22 protein-coding genes are annotated in these 20,329 nt (G+C 63.5%); 10 read left to right on the plus strand and 12 right to left on the minus strand.

The genetic code is table 11. The features are described 5' to 3' along the window. Positions 1–2 precede the first annotated feature (2 nt). Genes hemC through ACNO8S_RS01020 form a run of 3 tightly spaced genes read left to right on the plus strand, consistent with a single transcriptional unit; the run spans position 3 to position 2,703 of the window. Entirely contained in the window at positions 3–1,157 is a 1,155-nt protein-coding gene (gene hemC, locus ACNO8S_RS01010) for a hydroxymethylbilane synthase (protein WP_420182350.1), read from the plus strand. Beyond that, a complete protein-coding gene (cobA, locus tag ACNO8S_RS01015) occupies positions 1,154–1,915 on the plus strand; it encodes a uroporphyrinogen-III C-methyltransferase (protein ID WP_014039336.1) in 762 nt (253 codons plus the stop codon). The genes hemC and cobA overlap by 4 nt, the downstream gene beginning before the upstream one ends. Continuing rightward, positions 1,915–2,703 carry a uroporphyrinogen-III synthase gene (locus ACNO8S_RS01020; protein ID WP_420182351.1) on the plus strand — a complete coding sequence of 263 codons (789 nt, stop codon included), beginning with the start codon at positions 1,915–1,917 and terminating at the stop codon, positions 2,701–2,703. The genes cobA and ACNO8S_RS01020 overlap by 1 nt, the downstream gene beginning before the upstream one ends. A gap of 36 nt (positions 2,704–2,739) precedes the next feature. Here ACNO8S_RS01020 and ACNO8S_RS01025 read toward each other — a convergent pair whose 3' ends face one another. Next, the gene (locus tag ACNO8S_RS01025) at positions 2,740–3,465 is read right to left on the minus strand and encodes a PspA/IM30 family protein (protein WP_420182352.1); all 726 of its coding nucleotides are present in this window, start codon (positions 3,463–3,465) and stop codon (positions 2,740–2,742) included. A gap of 216 nt (positions 3,466–3,681) precedes the next feature. Between ACNO8S_RS01025 and ACNO8S_RS01030 the strand changes: the two genes are divergently transcribed. From ACNO8S_RS01030 to ACNO8S_RS01050, 5 genes are all read left to right on the plus strand, one after another. Beyond that, complete coding sequence (locus ACNO8S_RS01030) at positions 3,682–3,936, plus strand: hypothetical protein (RefSeq protein ID WP_023843099.1); 255 nt, start codon at positions 3,682–3,684, stop codon at positions 3,934–3,936. A 4-nt stretch (positions 3,937–3,940) separates the two neighbouring features. Then, positions 3,941–4,486, plus strand: coding sequence for a hypothetical protein (locus ACNO8S_RS01035; RefSeq protein ID WP_014039340.1), 546 nt, complete (start codon positions 3,941–3,943; stop codon positions 4,484–4,486). Between the two features lie 75 nt (positions 4,487–4,561). After that, positions 4,562–6,025, plus strand: a complete 1,464-nt coding sequence (locus tag ACNO8S_RS01040) for a single-stranded-DNA-specific exonuclease RecJ (protein ID WP_014039341.1) — start codon at positions 4,562–4,564, stop codon at positions 6,023–6,025. A 95-nt stretch (positions 6,026–6,120) separates the two neighbouring features. Further along, positions 6,121–6,354, plus strand: a complete 234-nt coding sequence (locus tag ACNO8S_RS01045) for a hypothetical protein (RefSeq protein WP_014039342.1) — start codon at positions 6,121–6,123, stop codon at positions 6,352–6,354. Positions 6,355–6,477: 123 nt separating this feature from the next. Then, positions 6,478–6,795, plus strand: a complete 318-nt coding sequence (locus ACNO8S_RS01050; RefSeq protein ID WP_014039343.1) for a DUF5783 family protein — start codon at positions 6,478–6,480, stop codon at positions 6,793–6,795. Positions 6,796–6,873: 78 nt separating this feature from the next. Here ACNO8S_RS01050 and ACNO8S_RS01055 read toward each other — a convergent pair whose 3' ends face one another. Both ACNO8S_RS01055 and ACNO8S_RS01060 read right to left on the minus strand, forming a co-directional pair. Next, the gene (locus ACNO8S_RS01055) at positions 6,874–7,950 is read right to left on the minus strand and encodes a DUF4350 domain-containing protein (RefSeq protein ID WP_050037465.1); all 1,077 of its coding nucleotides are present in this window, start codon (positions 7,948–7,950) and stop codon (positions 6,874–6,876) included. A 1-nt stretch (position 7,951) separates the two neighbouring features. After that, positions 7,952–8,878: a S49 family peptidase gene (locus ACNO8S_RS01060; RefSeq protein WP_014039345.1), complete on the minus strand. Its 927-nt coding sequence runs from the start codon at positions 8,876–8,878 to the stop codon at positions 7,952–7,954. Positions 8,879–9,001: 123 nt separating this feature from the next. Here ACNO8S_RS01060 and ACNO8S_RS01065 point away from each other — a divergent pair, with 123 nt between their 5' ends. Further along, positions 9,002–11,011, plus strand: coding sequence for a heme-binding protein (locus tag ACNO8S_RS01065; RefSeq protein ID WP_420182353.1), 2,010 nt, complete (start codon positions 9,002–9,004; stop codon positions 11,009–11,011). 19 nt (positions 11,012–11,030) lie between these two features. Here ACNO8S_RS01065 and ACNO8S_RS01070 read toward each other — a convergent pair whose 3' ends face one another. Beyond that, positions 11,031–11,792 (minus strand): class I SAM-dependent methyltransferase, encoded by a 762-nt coding sequence (locus ACNO8S_RS01070; RefSeq protein ID WP_050037467.1) that lies wholly within the window; start codon positions 11,790–11,792, stop codon positions 11,031–11,033. Positions 11,793–11,849: 57 nt separating this feature from the next. Continuing rightward, positions 11,850–12,278, minus strand: a complete 429-nt coding sequence (locus ACNO8S_RS01075) for an iron-sulfur cluster assembly scaffold protein (protein WP_008311217.1) — start codon at positions 12,276–12,278, stop codon at positions 11,850–11,852. Positions 12,279–12,437: 159 nt separating this feature from the next. On the opposite strand from ACNO8S_RS01075, the gene ACNO8S_RS01080 reads away from it, so the two are divergent. Next, positions 12,438–12,914 carry a protein-tyrosine phosphatase family protein gene (locus tag ACNO8S_RS01080; RefSeq protein ID WP_023843100.1) on the plus strand — a complete coding sequence of 159 codons (477 nt, stop codon included), beginning with the start codon at positions 12,438–12,440 and terminating at the stop codon, positions 12,912–12,914. Positions 12,915–12,938: 24 nt separating this feature from the next. Here the strand turns inward: ACNO8S_RS01080 and ACNO8S_RS01085 are convergent, their stop codons facing one another. The 7 genes from ACNO8S_RS01085 to ACNO8S_RS01115 all read right to left on the minus strand — a co-directional run bounded on the left by ACNO8S_RS01085 (position 12,939) and on the right by ACNO8S_RS01115 (position 20,327). Beyond that, on the minus strand, positions 12,939–13,478 hold the full coding sequence (locus ACNO8S_RS01085; protein ID WP_014039350.1) for a cupin domain-containing protein: 540 nt from the start codon (positions 13,476–13,478) through the stop codon (positions 12,939–12,941). A 110-nt stretch (positions 13,479–13,588) separates the two neighbouring features. After that, complete coding sequence (locus tag ACNO8S_RS01090; RefSeq protein WP_420182354.1) at positions 13,589–14,836, minus strand: aminotransferase class V-fold PLP-dependent enzyme; 1,248 nt, start codon at positions 14,834–14,836, stop codon at positions 13,589–13,591. Positions 14,837–15,052: 216 nt separating this feature from the next. Beyond that, a complete protein-coding gene (locus ACNO8S_RS01095) occupies positions 15,053–16,432 on the minus strand; it encodes a nucleotide sugar dehydrogenase (protein ID WP_050037470.1) in 1,380 nt (459 codons plus the stop codon). After that, on the minus strand, positions 16,416–17,408 hold the full coding sequence (locus ACNO8S_RS01100; RefSeq protein WP_014039353.1) for a Gfo/Idh/MocA family protein: 993 nt from the start codon (positions 17,406–17,408) through the stop codon (positions 16,416–16,418). The genes ACNO8S_RS01095 and ACNO8S_RS01100 overlap by 17 nt, the downstream gene beginning before the upstream one ends. After that, positions 17,401–18,474 carry a DegT/DnrJ/EryC1/StrS family aminotransferase gene (locus tag ACNO8S_RS01105; protein WP_014039354.1) on the minus strand — a complete coding sequence of 358 codons (1,074 nt, stop codon included), beginning with the start codon at positions 18,472–18,474 and terminating at the stop codon, positions 17,401–17,403. Before ACNO8S_RS01105 ends, ACNO8S_RS01100 begins: the two co-directional genes overlap by 8 nt. Continuing rightward, positions 18,471–19,055 carry an acyltransferase gene (locus ACNO8S_RS01110; RefSeq protein WP_014039355.1) on the minus strand — a complete coding sequence of 195 codons (585 nt, stop codon included), beginning with the start codon at positions 19,053–19,055 and terminating at the stop codon, positions 18,471–18,473. Before ACNO8S_RS01110 ends, ACNO8S_RS01105 begins: the two co-directional genes overlap by 4 nt. Before the next feature lie 246 nt (positions 19,056–19,301). After that, positions 19,302–20,327 carry a GNAT family N-acetyltransferase gene (locus ACNO8S_RS01115; RefSeq protein WP_014039356.1) on the minus strand — a complete coding sequence of 342 codons (1,026 nt, stop codon included), beginning with the start codon at positions 20,325–20,327 and terminating at the stop codon, positions 19,302–19,304. Positions 20,328–20,329 lie beyond the last annotated feature (2 nt).

Below are 20,329 nucleotides of genomic sequence, written 5' to 3' on the forward strand. Positions count from 1 at the left end.
GTATGACAACACGCGGGGAGACACTGCGACTGGCGACGCGGGGATCGGACCTCGCGTTGCGCCAGGCGGCGACGGTCCGGGATTCGCTGAGCAGTCGCCGGCTGTCGGTCGAACTCGTCGAAGTGGAGACGACAGGCGACCAGATACGGGACGAGCTCATTCACCGACTGGGGAAAACCGGCGCGTTCGTACGCAGCCTCGACGAGAAGGTTCTCGACGGCGAACTCGACGCGGCGGTCCACTCGATGAAGGACATGCCGACCGAACGGCCCGAGCGCCTCGTCGTCGCGGCGGTCCCCGAGCGGGCCGCCGCCGAGGACGTGCTGGTGACGCCGGACGGCCGCTCGCTCGATGAACTGCCGGAAGGCGCGACCGTCGGCACGTCGAGCCTGCGACGCAAGGCACAGTTGCTCGCCGAGCGCGACGACCTCACCGTCGAACCGCTCCGGGGCAACGTCGACACGCGCATCGCGAAGCTGCTGGCCCCGTCGCTCCAGCAGGAACATCAGGAGCGCCACGAGGCCGAACAGGAGCGGAAGGGCAACGCTGGCGACCCCGACACTGACGAAGAAGAAGAACACCCCTACGACCGCACGGTCGAGGAGTGGTTCGACGACCTCACCGAGTTCGAACGGCGGGCGATGGAGCGGGACCCGGACGTCGAGTACGACGCCATCGTGCTGGCGAAGGCCGGCCTCCACCGGGCCGGCCTCACGCGTTACGTCGGCATGTCCGACCTCGACCCAGACCGGTTCGTGCCGGCCCCGGGGCAGGGCGCGCTGGCGGTGACCGCCGTCGACGGCGACCTCGCGCTGGACATCAAAGACCGGCTGGACGACCCCCAGACGCGCGTCGAGACGACCGTCGAACGGACGATTCTCGAAGAGCTCGGCGGCGGCTGTGTCGCGCCCATCGGCGTCCACGCCCACCTGGAAGGCGGTGTCGTCCACACGCGGGTGCGCGTACTCTCACAGGACGGCACCGAGGAGGTCTCGGTCGGCCGCGACATCCCGGCCGAGTACCACATTGACGCGGCACAGGACCTCGCAGCGGAACTCGCCGAACAGGGCGCTGACGACCTCATCGCCGAGGCCAAGCGGGACTCGACGGAGGCAGACGACGACGCTTCGACGGCGCGGGAGGAAGACGAGGAATGACGGACGCTGCACCCGGCAAGGTGTATCTGGTCGGCTCCGGTCCCGGCGACCCGGACCTGCTGACAGTCAAGGCAAAGCGCCTGCTGGAGGAGGCCGACGTGGTGTTGCACGACAAGCTCCCCGGCCCCGAAATCATCGGGATGATTCCCGAGGAGAAACGCGAAGACGTGGGCAAACGCGCCGGCGGCGAGTGGACGCCCCAGGAGTACACTAACGCCCGACTGGTCGAACTCGCCGAGGAGGGTAACACCGTTGTCCGACTGAAAGGCGGCGACTCGATGGTGTTTGGCCGCGGCGGCGAAGAACTGGCCCATCTCGCGGAGAACGGAATTCCCGTCGAGATCGTTCCGGGAATTACGAGCGCTATCGCCGGCCCCGAAGCCGCCGGGATTCCGGTCACGCACCGTGATTACACGTCTTCAGTCTCCTTTGTCACCGGCCACGAGGACCCGACGAAGGACGAATCGGCCGTCGACTGGGAGGCCCTGGCCGCGACCGGCGGCACGCTCGTCGTCCTGATGGGCGTCGGCAAACTGCCGCAGTACACCGAGGCCCTGCGCGAGACGGGGATGGACCCCGATACGCCGGTCGCCCTCGTCGAACGTGCCACTTGGCCGGACCAGCAAGTCGCTACCGGGACGCTCGACAGTATCGTCTCGGTCCGCGATGAGGCCGATATCGAACCCCCCGCGATCACCGTCATCGGCGAGGTGGCCGGCGAGCGCGAGCGGGTGGTGGAGTTCCTGGAGGGGTACTGATGCGCGAGGAACCGCGCCTCCGCGTGGCTGCCTTCAGGCCTGCCGACGACCGCCTCGATAGCGCGGTCGAACTGCTGGAATCGCTCGGCGCCGACCCGGTCCCGGACCCGATGCTGGCGGTCGAACCAGCGGCGGCCGGCGACACCGACGGTGACGGCGACGACGGCCCGGTCACGCCGCGCACCGACGCCGACTACGTCGTCCTGACCAGCAAGACCGGCGTCGAACTCGCCGCCGAAGCCGGCTGGGACCCCGGCGAGATGACGGTATGTGCCATCGGCGAATCGACCGCCGAGGCGCTTCACGAGGCCGGCTACGGCGTCGACATCATCCCCGCGGAGTACTCTTCGACGGGACTTGTCGAAACGCTGTCCGGGGCGGTGGCCGGCACAAAAGTCGAAGTCGCCCGGTCGGACCACGGCTCTGCGGTGCTGACTGACGGGCTGGAGGCTGCCGGCGCGTACGTCCACGAGACCGTGCTGTATCGGCTGATCCGGCCGCCGGAATCGGGCGATTCAGCGGACTTGGCGGCCGACGGCGACCTCGACGCGGCGCTGTTCACCTCTTCGCTCACCGTCCAGCACTTCCTCGATGCGGCCGCGGACCGCGGCGTTCGCGAGGCCGCAATCGACGGGCTGAACGAGGCGACCGTCGGCGCGATCGGCGAGCCGACGCGGGAGACGGCCGAGGACGCCGGCATCTCGGTCGATGTCGTCCCCGATCAGGCCGACTTCGAGGCGCTGGCCTGCGAGGCCGTCGAGGCGGCCGCCCCGACACACTACGAGTAACGAGACTCGGACGGCGGTTTCGGCGTTTCTTCGGAGCTATTCTGCGGCCTCTTCGACGGCCTCGCGCTCGTCCATCTCGGCCCGCAGCGTCGCCAGTTCGTTCTCGACGGCCCGCTCGCTGGAGAGCCGGTCGAGTTCCTGGTCGATGGAGTCACCGTCGTCGAGTACCGATTCGAGCTGGCCGCTTTCTTCGAGTTCTTCGAGCGCGGCCGCGCGCGCCTCCATCTGCTCCGTGCGCTCAGTCGCGCGCTCGATGGAGCGGTGCACGTCGGTCATCGTGTCGCCAGCGCCGGTAAACGCCTCCGAAACCCGCGCCGACGCCTCGGCGGCCTGATAGCGGGCTTTCATCGTCTCTTTTTTCGTCCGGAACTGCTCTATCTGGCTGCTCAGTTCGGCCCGCTTGCCGACCAGCCGGTCCTGGGTCTCCTGTAAATCGTCTATCTGACCCGTCAGATCCGTTATCTGGCTGACGTTCACCTGCTTCTTCTCAAGCGCCCGGCGCGCGAGGTCGTCGCGCCCCTCCTGCAGGGCGGCCCGGGCCTGTGTGTCGTGTTTCTCGACGTTCGACCGCAACCGGGTTCGGTGTATCTCCAGCCGTTTCTTCTGGGTCGTCACGTCGGCGATACCGCGGGTCACGTCCTGCAGTTCGTCCCGCATCTGTTCGTATGAGTAGTCAAGTTCCGCCGCCGGGTCCGAAGTCCGACTGAGCAGGGCGTTGAGCTTGGCGCGGATGGCGAACGCGAACCGTCGGAGCAGACTCATCGGGATTGCTCCGGTCGGACAGGAACTCGAAGCGATACCGACTGCGGCTCGGTCGTGACAACACTCATGTCACCTCGTATGACTGTAGCCATTATAATAACAGGGTATTACTCGATTTAATACGGGGTTAATCGGCTAAAACGACGGAAATCCGCGGTTATTCGAGCTTACCGTCTGACTACTTGATGGGGTGCCGGAATCAATCGATGGACGACGATGACACGAACCCTACTGCGCACGGTCGGCACGCTGGTGCTCGCGCTGACACTCTTCACAGCGGCGGCCGCGGCTGCGCCCGCGGTGGACGGTGACGACGGGACGAACGCCGTCGGCCCGCCCGGCGGTCTCCCGGATCAGGTCCCTGACTTTGTGACAACGATCATCGAAGCGATTCAGGAGTTCCTCGCCGGTGGGAGCGACGACAGCCCCGGCTCGGACGTGAGTGGGGCGGCGACAGGGGCCGGGACGTAGACCGATGAACGGAAAGCTGCTCGCCGTCGGCGGCGCTGTCGTGCTCCTGCTCGCGGGTGTCGGCGGCGCGTTCGTCGCCGGCCTCGGCCCGTTCCAGGCGGAAAGCAGCGGGCAGGACCTCTCGGAGTTCCCGACGGAGACGCCTGATAGCGATACCGCCAGCACTGAGGACGGAACCAATGCTGACGGCGGCGCGGCCAGTACCCCGCCGTTTGCGTTCACCGTCGATTCCATCGAGGAGTGTGGCCAGACCTGTCGTGACGTGACTTCCACGCTGACGAATCAGCAGAACAGTACGGCGGCGGAAATCACCGTCTACACGCGGATTTACGCCGGGAACTCCACCGACGACGGTGACGTGGTCTGGGAGGGCTCCGAGGACGTGGGGACGCTCGAAGCTGACGAGTCCTACACCACGACCCGGCGCGTCGACCTGTCGTTCCGCGACGCCTACGCTATCGAACAGGCGGACGGCTGGATAACCATCCGGACGACTGTCGAGACGGCCGACCGGACCGTCACGCTCAGCGACCAGCGGAAGGTCGCCTGACGGGGCAGGCCGCTCCGGGACGACTGACTGCGCGTCTGAACGTTTTTATGCCGGAGCGCACCTATCCTCGGTACGATGACTACGACCGGCCCCGTTCCAGCGCTCGCCGACCGCGCGGCCGCCTGCGCCGACCGACTCCGGGCGGCCGACCGCGTGTTGCTGGCCTCCCACATCGACGCCGACGGGCTGACCAGCGCCGCCATCGCCACCGCGGCGCTGTCGCGGGCCGGCATCCCCGTCGAGACCGTGTTCAAGAAGCAACTCGACGCCGCTGAGATCGAGAGCATCGCGGCTCGGGAGTACGACACCGTGCTGTTCACGGACTTCGGGTCCGGCCAGCTCGACGTGATCTCCGAACACGTCGCCGCGGGCAACTTTGAGGCGATCATTGCCGACCATCACCAGCCGTCGGCCCCGGACGACTGCCACTCCGACGCGGTCGTCGACACCGACGGCTACGCCGACTTCGAGACGCATCTCAATCCGCTACTCGAAGGTATCAACGGCGCGTCGGAGCTCTCGGGTGCAGGCGCAGCGTACGTCCTTGCCCGCGCGCTCTCGACCGGGGAGACTGACAACCGCGACCTCGCCGCGCTGGCGGTCGTCGGCGCAGTCGGGGACATGCAGGCCGTCGGCGGGGAACTCGTCGGAGCCAACGCCGGTCTCGTCGAGGAGGGCATCGCCGCCGACGTGCTGGAGGAGGGCACCGACCTCTCGCTGTATGGCAAACAGACCCGACCGCTGCCGAAGCTACTTGAGTACGCCACGGAAGTTCCGATTCCAGGGATTTCGAACGATCAGGCTGGCGCGACGCGGTTCCTCGAAGGCCTCGGTCTGGACCTGAAAGCCGATGGAGACTGGCGGACGTGGGCGGACCTCTCCGACGACGAGCGCCAGACCGTCGCCAGCGGGCTGGTCCAGCGTGCCGTCGAGCGCGGCGTCCCGGCGGACAAGATCGAGACGCTCATCGGCACGACCTACACGCTGACTGCGGAACCGCGCGGCACGGAACTCCGGGATGCGAGCGAGTTCTCGACGCTCCTGAACGCCACGGCCCGCTACGAACGAGCGGACGTGGGACTGGCGGTCTGTCTCGGCGAGCGCGACGCACCGCTGGAGCGGGCGCGGACACTGCTGTCGAACCACCGCCGGAACCTCTCGGAGGGACTCACGCTCGTCAAGGAGCGCGGCGTCACCCAGGCCGGGACCGTCCAGTGGTTCGACGCCGGTGACGCCATCCGCGAGACCATCGTCGGCATCGTCGCCGGGATGGCGCTGGGGACCGACGGCGTCGATTCGGACAAGCCAATCATCGCCTTTGCCAGCACCGACGAGGACGAGACGAAAGTGTCCTCGCGGGCGACCGGCCCGCTGGTCGGCCGAGGCGTGGACCTCTCGGTCGTGATGCGCGACGCCGCCCAGGCCGTCGGCGGCGATGGCGGCGGGCACGACATCGCGGCGGGCGCGACTATCCCGACCGGCGAGGAATCGGCGTTCATCGAGGCGGCCGACGAGATTATCAGCGAGCAGGTATCGTAACCAAGCCGTCACAAACAGCGCGGTAGGGTGACTGACGACGCTGCCACCAGTATCAGCAATAAAAGCTATACGTCCGCTTCTCCGAACACCCCACGATGGACTCTCGGGGCCTGTTCGATATCGCGCTCGTCGTCGTCGCCGGCCTGCTAGCCTACACTGAGACGTTCGGCTTCGCGAATCCGCGGACGACGCTGCAAGAGATTATCGCAGCTATCGCCAGGCTGGACATCCGTGTCTTTCTCGTCCTGGGTGGCATCTTCGGCATCTGCTTCGTCGCGTATCTCACGATGTATCTCCCCCAGAAGGACGCACGCACGATACAACGGTGATACTGTCGGCTGTAACTATCTCTGGATAGTCGCCACCCCTGGGAGGCGAAATTCGTCACAGACGTACAGCCGACAGTATGAACATCGGGCCATCTTTATCCCCAGCCCTGTACCGTTCTGACAATGACAGAGTTCGACCCCGAGAAGTTCGAGGACAAGTACGCGAACTACTTCCCGGAGCTCCAGAAGGCCTACAAGAACGCCTTCGAGCGGATGAACGACGCGTACGACTCAGAACTGGTCCACGCGATCGACCAGCAGGTCCTCAACGAGTCGGAGCCGTTCTACGAGGACGGCGAGTTCAGTGTCGAACTGCCGGAGAACCCGACCGAGCGGCTCTCGGCGATCATCGTCGACGACGAGAAACTCGACGCCGTGCTCTCCGAATACGTCGACGAGATCGAGCGCGAACTGCGCCGCGTCTTCGACATCGACGACTGACTGCACTCGCCGCGGTTCGGCAATTGCTGCGTTATTCCTGTTCTGCCGGTATCTCCGACGAGAGCGGGCGGTGACGCCCTACTGGTCGGCCCTCATGGTCTCGTTCGGTTCGGGCGCTGGGGTTGAATCCGGCTCGGACGGCAGTGCGCCGCCACCGCCCGTTCCGGCACCGGGGAGCGAGCCGCCAGGTCCGGACTCGCCGGAGTCTGCGGGCTGTGGTGCGTCTGCGGGTGATTTCTCGCCTGTAACGAGGAAGTCAAGCAGATTCCCGACTAGCTGTTCGTTATCGGCCCGGTAGAGGAACTCCTGTGTGAATACGTTCGTGTCACCGACGGTGACGACGTTCCCCGAGCGGGCAACGACGCCGTACGTGTCCTGTCGCCGGGTCTTCGAGAGCGTTGTCTGTTCCGTCGTAGTGACCACGGTGTCGCCACCCTGAACGGGGAGTGCGGCGTAGAAGACCGTTCGGTCGACGCCCTCTGTGAGTTCCGTATCGCCCGTCGGCGTCGCGTAGACGTTCTGGTAGTTGGTGTCGTACTCGTGCATGTTGTACAGGTAGCCGTTCCCGTACGAGAGGCCGTACTGACTCGCCAGTGGGGCCATCGGCATGGTCACGCTATCGGAGCGAACCGGGCCGAACAGCCCCAGGCCGGCGGGACTCGCCTGTGACGGCTCGTTCAGCAAGAGCACGCGACCGCCTGCGTCGCTGAACGCGGTCAGACCGTTCATCTCACTCTCGGTGTAGCGCTGTTCCGCGCCGAGAACGACGAAGGCGTCAGCCGAACGCAGTGACTCGTTGAGCGGGCTTCCGCTCTGTCGCTCACCGACGTGGTAGCGTACCGTCGCTCCGTTCTCGGTCAGGGTCGATACGAGCGGTGTGAGCGCTTCGCGGTCGATGTCGCCGGCGTGAGCGACGTCGATAACGACGACCTTCCCGGACGCGTCAGCCGACATCGAGAGGTCACCGCTCTCGGCTGCCGGCGTCGCGACGGACTCGTCGCTGTTGAACGACGGGGCGTTCACCTGGGTTACATCGGGGGCCGCCTGACTGCCACCACCACCGCCGATTGCTACGGTGCCGACGACCGCCGAGAGGATGAGGATACCGACGAAGAATCCTGCTCGAACGACCGTACTTGAGCTATTGGCTGCCATTTCAGGCACCTCCCTGTGCGCTGCTGTTGTAGACGACTTGCTGATTTTCCGGCGTGCCGTATATCATGAGGAAGTGGACTGTGTCGACGCCCTGGAACGTGTACGGTGCGCCTTCGGCGGCGACGGTAGCGTTCCCACCGGCTTCACTCCCGCCACTGAGCAGGAACAGCCCCCGTGGGTCCGCGGGGTTGCGGTACACGACCTGATACTCCGAGAGGTCGGCGGCTTCGGCCGCGCCGGCTATCGCGGCTTCGAGTCCACCGACTTCGTCCGCATAGCCGGTCTGGACCGCGCGACCGCCCTGATAGGCTGACGCTTCAGCGACAGTCTCGCGGGACACGTTGAGCCTGTCACCGCGTTCGGTCATGACTGCCCCGACGAAGGCCCGCTTCATTGATTCGAGACTGGCGTAGTATTGGTCGCGCGTCATACCTCGATGGGCTTTGTCGGGTCCAGTGGTGGCGGCGGAGCTCAGACCGTCGCTCGGCGCGGTTCCGATGACGCCGACGTGGCCGACGAGACTGGCCGGCGTCACGTAGATGCGGTCGCTCGGGACCGCGGTGTAGTACGCGCCGGAAGCGGCGTACTGGTTCACACTCGTATACACCGGTTTTTCGGCCGAGAGCCGCTTGACCGCCAGATACATCGATTCACTGGCGGCGGCGCTTCCCCCTGGACTCGATACCCGGAGGACGACCGCTTCGACCGACTCGTTGCTGCGGAGTTCGCGGAGCTCCTGTATCGTGTCCTGTGAACTAGAGCCGGAGATTGTTTCGTCGATGTTCACTACAGCGACGTACTGTTCGTCACCCTCGGCGACCGACGCCGCATACGGCACGACGGCGGCACCAATGAGAATGGCGATAACCGCAAGTACCGTATATGATTGGAGGGCAGTTGCGACCCGTCTATCGATTGGGTTGTTCATGCGACAACATAGATTCGCTGTCACGTTAGCCTAATAAAAGCATAGCCTGAACTGCTGGGTCAGAAGTCGCCGGACCGGAACGACATGAGAAGTTTCCTTACTGTCGACCTGCAACTGATATCTATGGATCAACGAAAGCCGCCAGCCACGGAAGAGGGCTGGTACGCGCTGCACGATTGCCGGAGTATCGACTGGGACGCCTGGCGCGAGGCCCCCCAGCGAGTCCGCGACCGTGCGCTCTCGGAGGGGATCGGCTTCCTCGACGCGTACGAAGCCGTCGAAGACGCCGAGGAGGGACAGACGGCAGTGTACACCGTCATGGGTCACAAGGCGGACATCATGATCCTCCACCTGCGGCCGACGATGGGCGACCTCGACGCGGCCGAACGGCACTTCGAGCAGACGGAGTTCGCCGCCTTCACCGAACAGGAGTTCTCGTACGTCTCCGTGACGGAGGCCTCAGGCTACACCGAGAAGTCCCGCGAGTACTTCGAGGGTGAGGTAGACGACGACTCCGGGTTGGCCCAGTACATCCAGGCCCGACTCCACCCCGACGTGCCCGACGACGAGTTCGTCTGCTTCTACCCGATGAGCAAGCGCCGCCAGCCCGACCAGAACTGGTACGACACCTCCTTCGAGGAGCGGGCGGCCCACATCAAACGCCACGGCGACATCGGCCGCACCTACGGCGGCGACGTGAACCAGATGATCGCCGGCTCCATCGGCTTCGACGACTGGGAGTGGGGCATCACGCTCTGGAGCGACGACATGCGCCACATCAAGGAGCTGCTGACCGAGATGCGCTTTGACCCCTCGACCTCGCAGTTCGCCGAGTTCGGCCCCTTCTACGTCGGCCGGCGGTTCGATCCCTCGGAGTTGCCGGCCGTGCTGGCCGGCCAGCGGGTGCCGACCGACGACGAGTCGGTTCCGGAGACGCCGGCGGACGTTGCGGAACACGAGCACGCTCCGACTGATGCCGGCACGAGTCACAGCCACGCCGAAGAGCCGACGGCGAGCGACGCACAGGCCGGGGCACACGCCGGCGGGGACACCGATAGTCACGGCGGTGCCCACCCCGGCAGCGCCAGCGAGGGTGACCATCCGCATTCGGAGGAATCGTCCGACGGGGATGACTCGGGGTCGTCGAGCAGTTCGGGCGGCCGGCCGGACGTCTCGGCCGACTTCGAAGAGGTCGACGACGCCGCACAGCGGCTCGGTCGGCTGGGACTGCACGAAGGTGAGGCGTACGACGCCGGGGACTACGCGCTGGTGTTTCACTCCTCGGCGGATGCGGAGGACATCGTCGACGACGTGTCCGACCTCGAGAGCAGTTTCGACCACTACGACCGCCACGTCCGGACGGCCGTGCGCGCCGACAGCGGCCAGACCTACGTCGTCAGCATCTGGACGGCGAAAGACGCCGCCGAGACGGCGGCCGGGTTCCTGTCCGATATCGACGGCGTCGAGGAGCAACTCGGCGGCCCGCTCGGCGAGGGTGCCGAGAGTAGCGAGACCGAGGCCAACAGCGACGCCCAGACCGCCGAGTCGTCGCAGTCCATCCGCGAGTCGCTCGAGTCGGCGGGCGTCTACGCCGGGCAACCGCACGGCGAGGACGTGTACGCGCTGGTCGTATACTCCGAAGCTGACGCCGAAACGCTCGACGAGGAAGTCGCAGACCTCCGGAGCGCGTTCGACCGCTACGACACCCACGTCCAGACGACGGTGTACGGCGACACCGACGGCGATGTCGCGGCTGTCGCGTCGCTGTGGGACACCGAAGACGCCGCCCAGACCGCCAGCGACTACCTCACCGACCTGTCCGGTGTCGTCGGCCGCCACGGCGAGGGCGACGGGTTCGGGACGATGGGGATGTTCTACACGGTCAAGCCCGAGTACCACGACGACTTCGTCGAGAAGTTCGACACTGTCGGCGGCCTGCTCGAAGAGATGGACGGCCACCGCGAGACCTCGCTGCTGTTCAACCACGACGACGCGAACGACATGTTCATCGCGAGCCAGTGGGACTCACAGGAGGATGCGATGGCGTTCTTCCGCTCGGACGACTTCTCGGAGACGGTCGACTGGGGTCGCGACGTACTGGCTGACCGACCGCGGCACGTCTTCCTGGCCTGAATCAGAGGCCAACTGTTCGTTAGTGACTGGCGACGAACCGCAGCCGCCGGTAGTCGACGGTCCACGTCTCAGTCTCGGTGTCGTATAACGTCGGTCGCAGCCGGTCCTCGATACTGTCCAGAACGGCTCCGTGGTCGCGTTCGGGGACCGGAGCCAGCACCGAATCGCCGAACATTTCGAGCCATTCTCTCAAGCCCGCGCTACCGCCTTCAAGCGGTGTCGGACGGTCAAACAGCCACGCTGCGGTGACCTCCAGTCCGTGCGCTTCGAGACGCGACGTGTACTCGCCGAGGCTCGGGAAATACCACGGGTTCCCGGTCTCGTAGCCCCGTTCGGCGAGTACCGAACGGACCGCTGTTTCGACCTGTGAGACGTTCCCCTGGCCGCCAAGTTCCGCGACGAAGCGACCGCCTTCGTCCAAGGCCTCGGCGACCATCGACAACACGGCGTCGTGGTCGTCGCTGGGTATCCAGTGCAGTGCGGCGTTCGAGAAGACAGCGTCGAACGTGCCGGGGTCGTAGTCCCGGGCGTCGGCGACCTCGAACGTCAGGTCGGGGTACTGCTCGCGAGCCTGAGCGACCATCTCTTCGGCGGCGTCGATGCCGACCACAGCCGCACCCCGGTCGGCGATTTCGGCCGTCAGGTGGCCCGTGCCACAGCCGATATCGAGGACGCGCTCGCTCGGCTGCGCGTCCAGCAACTCGACCACGTCCGCTCCGTACTCGGCGACAAAGCTGTGTCCCCCGTCGTAGTCGTCGGGGTCCCACTCGTTTTCCGGCATTGACTGGGCTATCGCCCGAGTGGAATGAAAAGCGTACTGTCGGTGTGTGATTCCGTCTCAGTCGTCGTCTTCGGTCGTCGTCCGGTCGATGTCCTTCTCGCCGAAGTAGATCTCCGCTCCGTCCTGGGCCACCTTCTCGGCGAGGACGGCACATTTCACCCGCATCGGCGAGATGTCGACACCGAGCATCTCGGTGATGTCGTCGCGGTCCATCGCTTCCAGGTCCTCGACCGCCATCCCCGCCAGCTCCTGTGAGAGCATCGACGCGGAGGCCTGGGAGATGGCACAGCCGTCGCCCTGGAAGGCGACCTGCTCGATGGTCTCCTCGCTCTCGTCGAGGACGACATCCATCCGTATCTCGTCGCCGCACATCGGGTTCTCGCCGATGTGGGTAAACGTCGGGTCCTCGATCTCCCCGTAGTTCCGCGGGTTCTTGTAGTGATCGAGGATCTGCTGCCGGTACATATCCGAGCCACCGATACCCATAATTGAACTAAGATACGGCTGTCAGTCGGAAAAGCGTTCCGAGGTATCGGTTCGCATGTATTTTCCTTCGCCAGGGACCGCCCCGACGGTCTGTGAGCACTGACCGACGCTCTCCCGTCAGTAGGCAGTATTTACTATCGCAGCTCGTTCTGTCAACACATGGGGCAGAACGACGCTTCGGCTTCGACCGACTGTGCTGTCCGACCCGTGGGGTTCGTCAGCGATGCGCCGGTAATCCGACAGATTGGCGACCGGTCGCTGTATCTCGGAAACAAACACGCGGCACGACCCGAGACACACGACCAGTCCTTCGACTACGTGCTTTCAGCGACGAGCGAGGCGTACCCGCTCACGACCGCCCACCATCCGCTCACTGACGGCCCGGGGAACGAGTGGGCGGCGTTCGAGGCGGCCGTCGATACCGCCCGGCGCTTCGTCCGAGCGGACGGTCCGGCACTGATTCACTGCAAGGCTGGCGTCTCCCGGAGTTCGACGCTGCTTGCGACGGCCATCGCCGCCGAGGAGGACCGCCCGCTCTCGAACGCGCTGGCGGCTGTACAGGAGGCCCGGCCGATTGCGACGCCGAACCCCGCTCTCTATGAGCTAGCTGTCATTTACCTCGCTGCGGACCCGTGATTTCCCGATACGTACCTATTGGACCTACTCCGTGACGGCGTTCTCGTCTTTCGTGACGACTTCGTCGCGGACTCGGTCGACCCACAGCGCAACCGGCCAGTCCTCTGTCTGGTACGGCTCATTCCCTTCGAGCAATTCGAGGCGTCCGACCGAGTCCGACGGCATTGCGACCAGTCCCTCGTGACTGGTTTCTCCCACAGATTCTATCTTGTGTCGTGCCCCACCGGGTAGATAGACGAACTCGAGTCGTTCAGCCCGGATTACTTGCTCGCTTCCGTCTTCGCGTTTCAGCGTGTATCTGGCGGCACCATCGAGGCACAGACACACCTCGTCGAAACTGGGTGCGTGCGTGTGCCAGTCAATGACCGCGCCAGGGTCCATCTCGAAGTACAGCAACTTGAATTCGTTCGTGATACACACCGGGTACGTCCGGATGTCGTCCCCACCCTGCTCGAAGTGGCTGGCGTCGTCGAGCGACACCTTGTACATCGTTTGATCGGGAAGGTGCGTGTAATCGAGGGCTTCCGGCGTCAGCGGCCGCTCCGCTTCATCGGTATCAGTCATTGTTCCGCCGAAAGTTATCGGCGGTGTGTCATATAGGTGGCGTGCACCGCGGTAATGTAAAAAATTGCCAATAAATCACTCCGCAACTCCGACGGAGACTGCGAGTGGGATTACGCGAACAGCTGGCGGGCGTCGTCGATAGCTGAAACGAGCTTGTCCACTTCTTCACGCGTGTTATAGATGTAGAACGAGGCTCGTGCGGAGGCGGGGACGCCCATCTTGTCGTGGAGGGGCTGGGTGCAGTGGTCGCCGGCGCGGATGGCGACGGCGGAGTCGTTGAGGATCGAGGAGAGGTCGTGGGCGTGGACCGAATCGAGGTTGAACGCGACCAGACCGCCTCGTTCCGTTCCCGCGGACGGGCCGTACGTCTCCACGTCGCCTTCGTCCCGGAGTTGTTCAAGCGCGTACTGGGCGAGTTGTTCCTCGTGGCGCTGGATTCGTTCCATACCGATGTCGTCGAGGTAGTCACAGGCCTCCGCCAGCGCGATGCCCTGGCAGATGACGGGCGTGCCGGCCTCGAACTTCCAGGGGAGGTCGTTCCAGGTAGCGTCCTCGAAGGTGACCTTCTTGATCATCTCGCCGCCGTAGAGGTACGGCTCCATCTCCTCAAGCAGGTGCTTCTTGCCGTAGAGGACGCCGATACCGGTCGGACCGGCCATCTTGTGGCCCGAGAAGGCCAGGAAGTCAGCGTCGATGGCTTCCACGTCGACTGGGCGGTTTGGGACCGACTGCGCGCCGTCGACGAAGATGTACGACCCGTGGTCGTGGGCGATGTCCGCCAGCTCCGAGACCGGATTGACCGTGCCGAGCGTGTTCGAGACGTGGACGACGCTGACCATCGCCGTGTCGTCGGTGATGATCTCGCGGGCGTGGTCCATGTCGAGCGTGCCGTCCTCCTTGACGCTGATGTACCGACACGTCGCGCCGGTCTTCTTGGCGATCTGCTGCCAGGTGACCAGCGAGGCGTGGTGTTCCATCTCCGTGAGGACGACCTCGTCTTCTGGCCCGAGTTCGTTCAGGCCCCAGGCGTAGGCGACGAGGTTCTCACTCTCCGTCGTGTTCTTCGTAAAGACGATTTCCTCGCGCTCGCCCGACGCGCCGATGAACTCGGCGACGCGGTCGTGGGCCTTCTCGTAGGCGACGCTGGCCTCCTGGCTGAGTTGGTGGAGGCCGCGGTGGACGTTGGCGTTCGTCGTCCGGTAGTAGTCAGCGATGGTCTCGACGACCGGCTCGGGCGTCTGCGTTGTGGCCGCGTTGTCGAGGTACACCACCTGCTCGCCGTCGAATTCGCGCTGGAGGATGGGGAAGTCCTCGCGGATACGCTCTACGTCCAAGAGCTCGGATTCAGAATGTCCCATTACCTCTATACAGGGACTCGACAGGCAACATTCCTTCGGTCGCAGGTATTACGGAACGGTTCGACGAGAGTGCGGCCAGTCAATGTGACAGCCTGCAGACGGGCCAGTAAACGAGCGCTCAGCACCACCGCAGCCGCGTTGACGATTAGTGGCGTTCCGGAGCGCGAACCGGCGGGGTTTCCTGACAGGCGGGACAACTGACTGGCGTATCTCCGTCTACTCTACGGGTCCGCGCCCGACGGTGTAGACGCGATGACTGGTGTCAGACAGGGTCAGTGTGTCCCGTCCGTCGATGACGACTGAGCCCGCTGGTCGGCCTATCGAGTCCCAGTCTAGCGCCCCGAACTCGTCGTGCGGTGTGACCATGACGATAGCGTCGTAGTCCCGCTCTGACGCCCGAGAAAGTGGTAGCTGCTCCAGGTCGAACTCGGCGGTATCGTCGAGAAGCGGGTCGATCCCGTCGACGTCGGCCCCGGCCGCTGACAGCCTCTCTGCGATTGGACGGGCCGGCGATGTCTGCGTTTCCTCCACACCGGGTCGATAGGTCAGCCCGAGCACAAGGACGCTGGCCGCGGCCAGTTCCACGCCGTCGGCGGCCAGTTCCTCGCGGAGTGTCTCGACTGTAAACACCGGCATCGAATCGTTGACCTCGCGTGCGGTTTCGAGCAACGGCGCCTCGGTGTCAAACGGTTCGATGAGGAAGTGGGGGTAGACCGGGATACAGTGGCCACCAACTCCGGGTCCAGGATCGTGGATGTCACAGAACGGTTGCGTGTTGGCAGCCTCGATTGCTGCCCGAACGTCGACGTCAAGCTCGTCGGTGAACGTCGCTAGCTCGTTTGCCAGCGCGATGTTGACATCACGGTACAACCCTTCAAACAGCTTGACACATTCGGCAGTGGTTGCGTCGGCGACAGCGATAACACCGCTGTCGTTGATACTGGCGTAGATGCACTCTGCCAGTCGGGTGCTCTCATCGTCGACACCGCCAACGACCTTCGGGTACGCGCCGCGGATGTCCTGAATAGCGCGTCCACTCGCGGTCCGCTCGGGACAGAATGCGACACCGAACGCATCGGTCTCTAAGCCGGCTGCCGCAGCGATGCCGGGCCGGACGCGGTCAGCAGTCGTCCGTGGTGGAACGGTGCACTCAACGAGGACGAGGTCGCCGGGCGCGACGCCCTCCGCAATCCCGTCGATAGCAGCGTCAAGCATGGAGAGATCGGGCTCAGACGTGTCCGTAAGTGGTGTTGGTACGATGACGACGTGAACGGTCGCTGCAGCCGCCGCAGCGGCCGGGTCAGACGTCGCGCGAAGTTCCCCGGCGGCGACACAGTCTGCCACTAAATCGGGCAGTCCCGGTTCGCGCTGGACGTGGCAGTTGCCAGCATTGACACTTTCAACGACTGCCGGATCGATGTCGACACCGATGACAGCGCCACAGACGTCGGCAAACACAGCAGCCAGAGGGAGCCCCATCTTGCCGAGTCCGTACACTGCCACCGGAAGGGTTCCGTTTTCAAACGCGGTTTGAACCTGCTCGGCAGTGGCGTCGTTCCCGTAAACGCCACCTACTGACTCAGTCTGTCTGTGCATTGGTGGTGAACTCCCTTTCCGAAGACCCCGCGTCGAACGCTTTTCGGTCAATTGTCTGTGCTAACTCGACGGCTCGGATCCCGTCCTCACCTGTGACACGCGGTTGGCTGTTCGTCTGTACAGCATCGAGGAAGGACTCGAGTTCGCGTTTGAGTGGTTCCCCGGTGCGTACTGCCGGCTTCTCGACGATACTCTCATGGCGGTACCGGACCTCGTTGTCCGTCGCAACGTACTCCGGAACTGACTGGCGATGGACTTCTAGTGACTGATCAATGAAGTCAGCAGTCACGTAACAGGAATCCGCGGTGATTTTGAACTGGCGGATCTTCTTTTCTGTGACCCTGCTCGCCGTCAGTGAGCCGATGACTCCGGAGGAGAACTCTAACGTTGCTGTCGCGTATCGGCCCTGTGCAGCGCCGCTGACCTGAATATCTGATACTGCGGACGGCAGGAGATGACAGATCAGATCGATGTCGTGTATCATGAGGTCGGTGACTGCCGAGTCCTCAACGGTGCGATCGACTGACGGCCCTAGCCGTTTGGCCGACACAGAAATAACATCGATATCTGCGAGGATCTCCTCTAAGACCTCTGTCACAGGGTTGAACCGCTCTATATGGCCTACCTGAAGGGTCACGTCCACGGCATCCGCAGCGTCGATGAGGTCGCGTCCGGTCGCAGTCTTCACGACCAACGGCTTTTCGATCAACATCCCAGTCCCAGCGTCAATACACTGTCGAGCAACCTCGGCGTGGTACCGCGTCGGGACGGCGATTGAGACCGCATCGGCTTGCTTGCACAGGTCCGCGCTGTCACAGGCCCGGACCTCATTTTTGTCAGCGATCTGCTTTGCTCGGTCCGCGTTGGCGTCGGCCACACCGATCAGCGTCGCACCGGACAGTTCGTTGTAGACACGGGCGTGGTGTCGACCCATTGCTCCGACGCCAACAACTCCGACATCGAGCGTCTCACCCATACGTCTGGACCACCTCCCCAACTCGCTCGATCTCACGCTGCTCCAGCGCCGGATGTACCGGAAGTGAGCATACTTCCGCAGCTGCGCGCTTCGCTTCGGGCGTGTCGGCAGTAACACCGCTGTACGCCTCTTGTTCGTTGATCGGGGTCGGGTAATAAACACCGCATCCGATATCGTGTGCGGTGAGATGGTCGATCAATCCATCTCGGTCCCGACAGCGAACAGTGTACTGATTGTAGGCGTGCCGGCGGTCGGACGGTTCGACAGGAGTCGTTAGGTCAGTTGCCGAGAGTGCGTCAGTTAGTATCGTCGCGTACTCTCGCCGGGTCGCGACGTACTCTGGAAGGCATTCTAGTTGTGCCAGGCCGATAGCGGCGGCGATACTCGTCATCCGGAAATTATGCCCTACGTCGGTGTATCCCTCGTCGCCACGACCGTGGTTGACGAACCGCTCGGTCCGACCCGCGACCACAGGATCGTCGGTGACAACCATCCCACCCTCGCCAGTAGTCATGTTCTTTGTTGGATAAAAGGAGAAACAGGCCACATCGCCGAGACTACCGACCGGCTCGCCGCTGACGGCCGCTCCATGGGCCTGTGCCGCGTCCTCCACCAGCGGGATGTCATGCTCGTCAGCGATCCTTCGCAATCTGGTCATGTCGGCAGGTAATCCGTAGAGATGAACAGCGATGATAGCGTCGACGGCCCCATCGTGGGCCGCAATAGTCCGTTCAACGCTGTCGGGGTCTAAGGTGTACGTTGCCGGAGCGATGTCGGCAAATATCGGCTCCGCCCCGGCGAGGCGAACTGCGTTCGCGCTCGCGATGAACGAGAACGTCGTCGTCAGGACACGGTCGCCACTTCCGATGCCAAGTCCTTTCAGCGCGGCGTGGAGGGCTGTGGTCCCGTTAGCGGTAGCAACGGCGTGGGACACCCCACAGTGCGTGGCGAACTCGGTTTCGAACTTTCGCACCTGCGGGCCATCCGCCAGCTGTCCGCTATCGAGCACTGCTTGCACCCGCTCGCGCTCCGCATCCCCGATGTCGGGTGTGGCAAGGTTGATCATTGCTCTAGCCTGTTTCGTGTATCTAGTTCAGGCGGTAGTGGTTCGTGGCTGGCCGGGACGCCGACTGCCAAGCTATTCGGCGGAACATCCGTCGTGACGACTGCCCCTGCAGCAACAAAGCTGTGCTCGCCGATGGTCACATCGGGTAACACCGTGGCGTTCGCCCCGACAGTGACTCCGTCCTCAATAGTTGGCCCCGCCAGTCCACCGTCGCTACGCACTGGATATCTGTCGTTTGTCAGGACTGCATGTGGGCCGAGGAAGACGTTGTCCCCGATGGTTGTCTGAGACGGGACGTACACCCCTGTCTGAAGGCTAACATGAGAGCCAATGTCCGTCTTCCCATCGATAACAGCGTTCGTTCCGAGTACGACATCGTCACTGATGGTTGTATGCTCCCGCACCAGTGCGTTGTGTCCCGTGACAAACGATGCTCCAACGGCGACGTCACAGTAGATTACTGTCCCGGCACGTACTGTTGCCGCTGTGCCGAGGACTGTCGGTGAGACATCGTCATTGTACTCGTAGCCCACCGTCGCCTGTGGCGAAATAGTTGCGCTCTCACCCACCTCAGCTTGCATAGAATTCGATACCTCCGCTCACCCTGTTGCTCGTAAATACGTTGTTCAGCAGGAAAGGAACCAGCGTGTTACTGGCCGAGTACTGCTCTCCATACCACCAACAAGCCCTATGGTTAGAAGGCATGTCCAAGCGGCTATTTTTACTATACAGGTTTTATTATAAAGTATATATTCTATATAATACTACCATACCTATCAGTAAGTTATTCTTTTCAACGAATAATTATATGCACAGTACCTGTAAAATCAGGAGTACTGTACAAACCACCGATACAGTTGCAGTAGTGAATCGATACCGGCTCCGCTCCGCTCCATAGAGTAGAATCCGGTTAGCTCGGGCCCGAAATGGAGTTTATACCTGTTTAGACGGGGGTCACCTGCACCCACCAGTTCATAGGCTGTTCGCCCCCGCTCGATCGCATCAGTAATCCCTCGCCAGATGAGCAACTCATTGACCGGGAGGTCCACATGATCGGGGGGCTTGACGTTCCCGAGCCAGCCCGAAATTGTGTCTCCGTCGTCGTAATAAATGTGCCCGCCGACGACATCGCCATCCACTCGGAGAACGTAGGGGCGGATTTGCCCCGGTTGAAGCGCTTCGTAGAGCCGCCCGGGGAACCCAGTGGGAACGGGGAACGGCTCGCCCTGCTCGTTGTACCGGCTTTCAACGTGGTGCATCACCGTCTCAGTCGCGTCGAGTCCTTCCTCAGAGATCGTGTACTCGGACTCCGACTCCTGCCCGATACGGAGCCGCCGACGCGCCTCGCTGGTAAACCGGTCTCGAACGGCGTCTTTTCCACCAGAGAGGTCGGTGACATACGTATACTCCGGCCGAACTGTACAGTCATTCCACTTGAATTGCCGGACGTCATCGAGCCCGGTTGGCGACCGCACTCGGAGGTACTTCGGATCAATCGTGTCTTCGATATACTCGAATGCCGCATCGATGAATCCCTGCCGACGTCGCTCCCGCTTGCGTTGTTTGGGGTCCCCTCGAACGACGAACGCCGGACCAAGTCGGGGAATCCAGAGGTTCGGTGGCGGGGAAAAAACAGCACTGAACGGCCCCTTGCGAAGCTCGAAGATCGGCAAGACACCGATCGGTTCCTGTCCCTTGAACCCCATCAGCCGGTGGAGTTCCGTCCCTGACTCGGCTGCCAGTTGCTCTAGAGCCGCACACCGGTGAAAGACAGTAGCGTGTGGCGAATGTTCAAGAGCGCTATCCCACTCTTCATGTCGGTCTGTCCCGACGCACTCAATCTCGATACTCATTG

It is taken from the genome of Haloarcula sp. KBTZ06 (assembly GCF_048595605.1).
GTDB lineage: Archaea > Halobacteriota > Halobacteria > Halobacteriales > Haloarculaceae > Haloarcula > Haloarcula hispanica.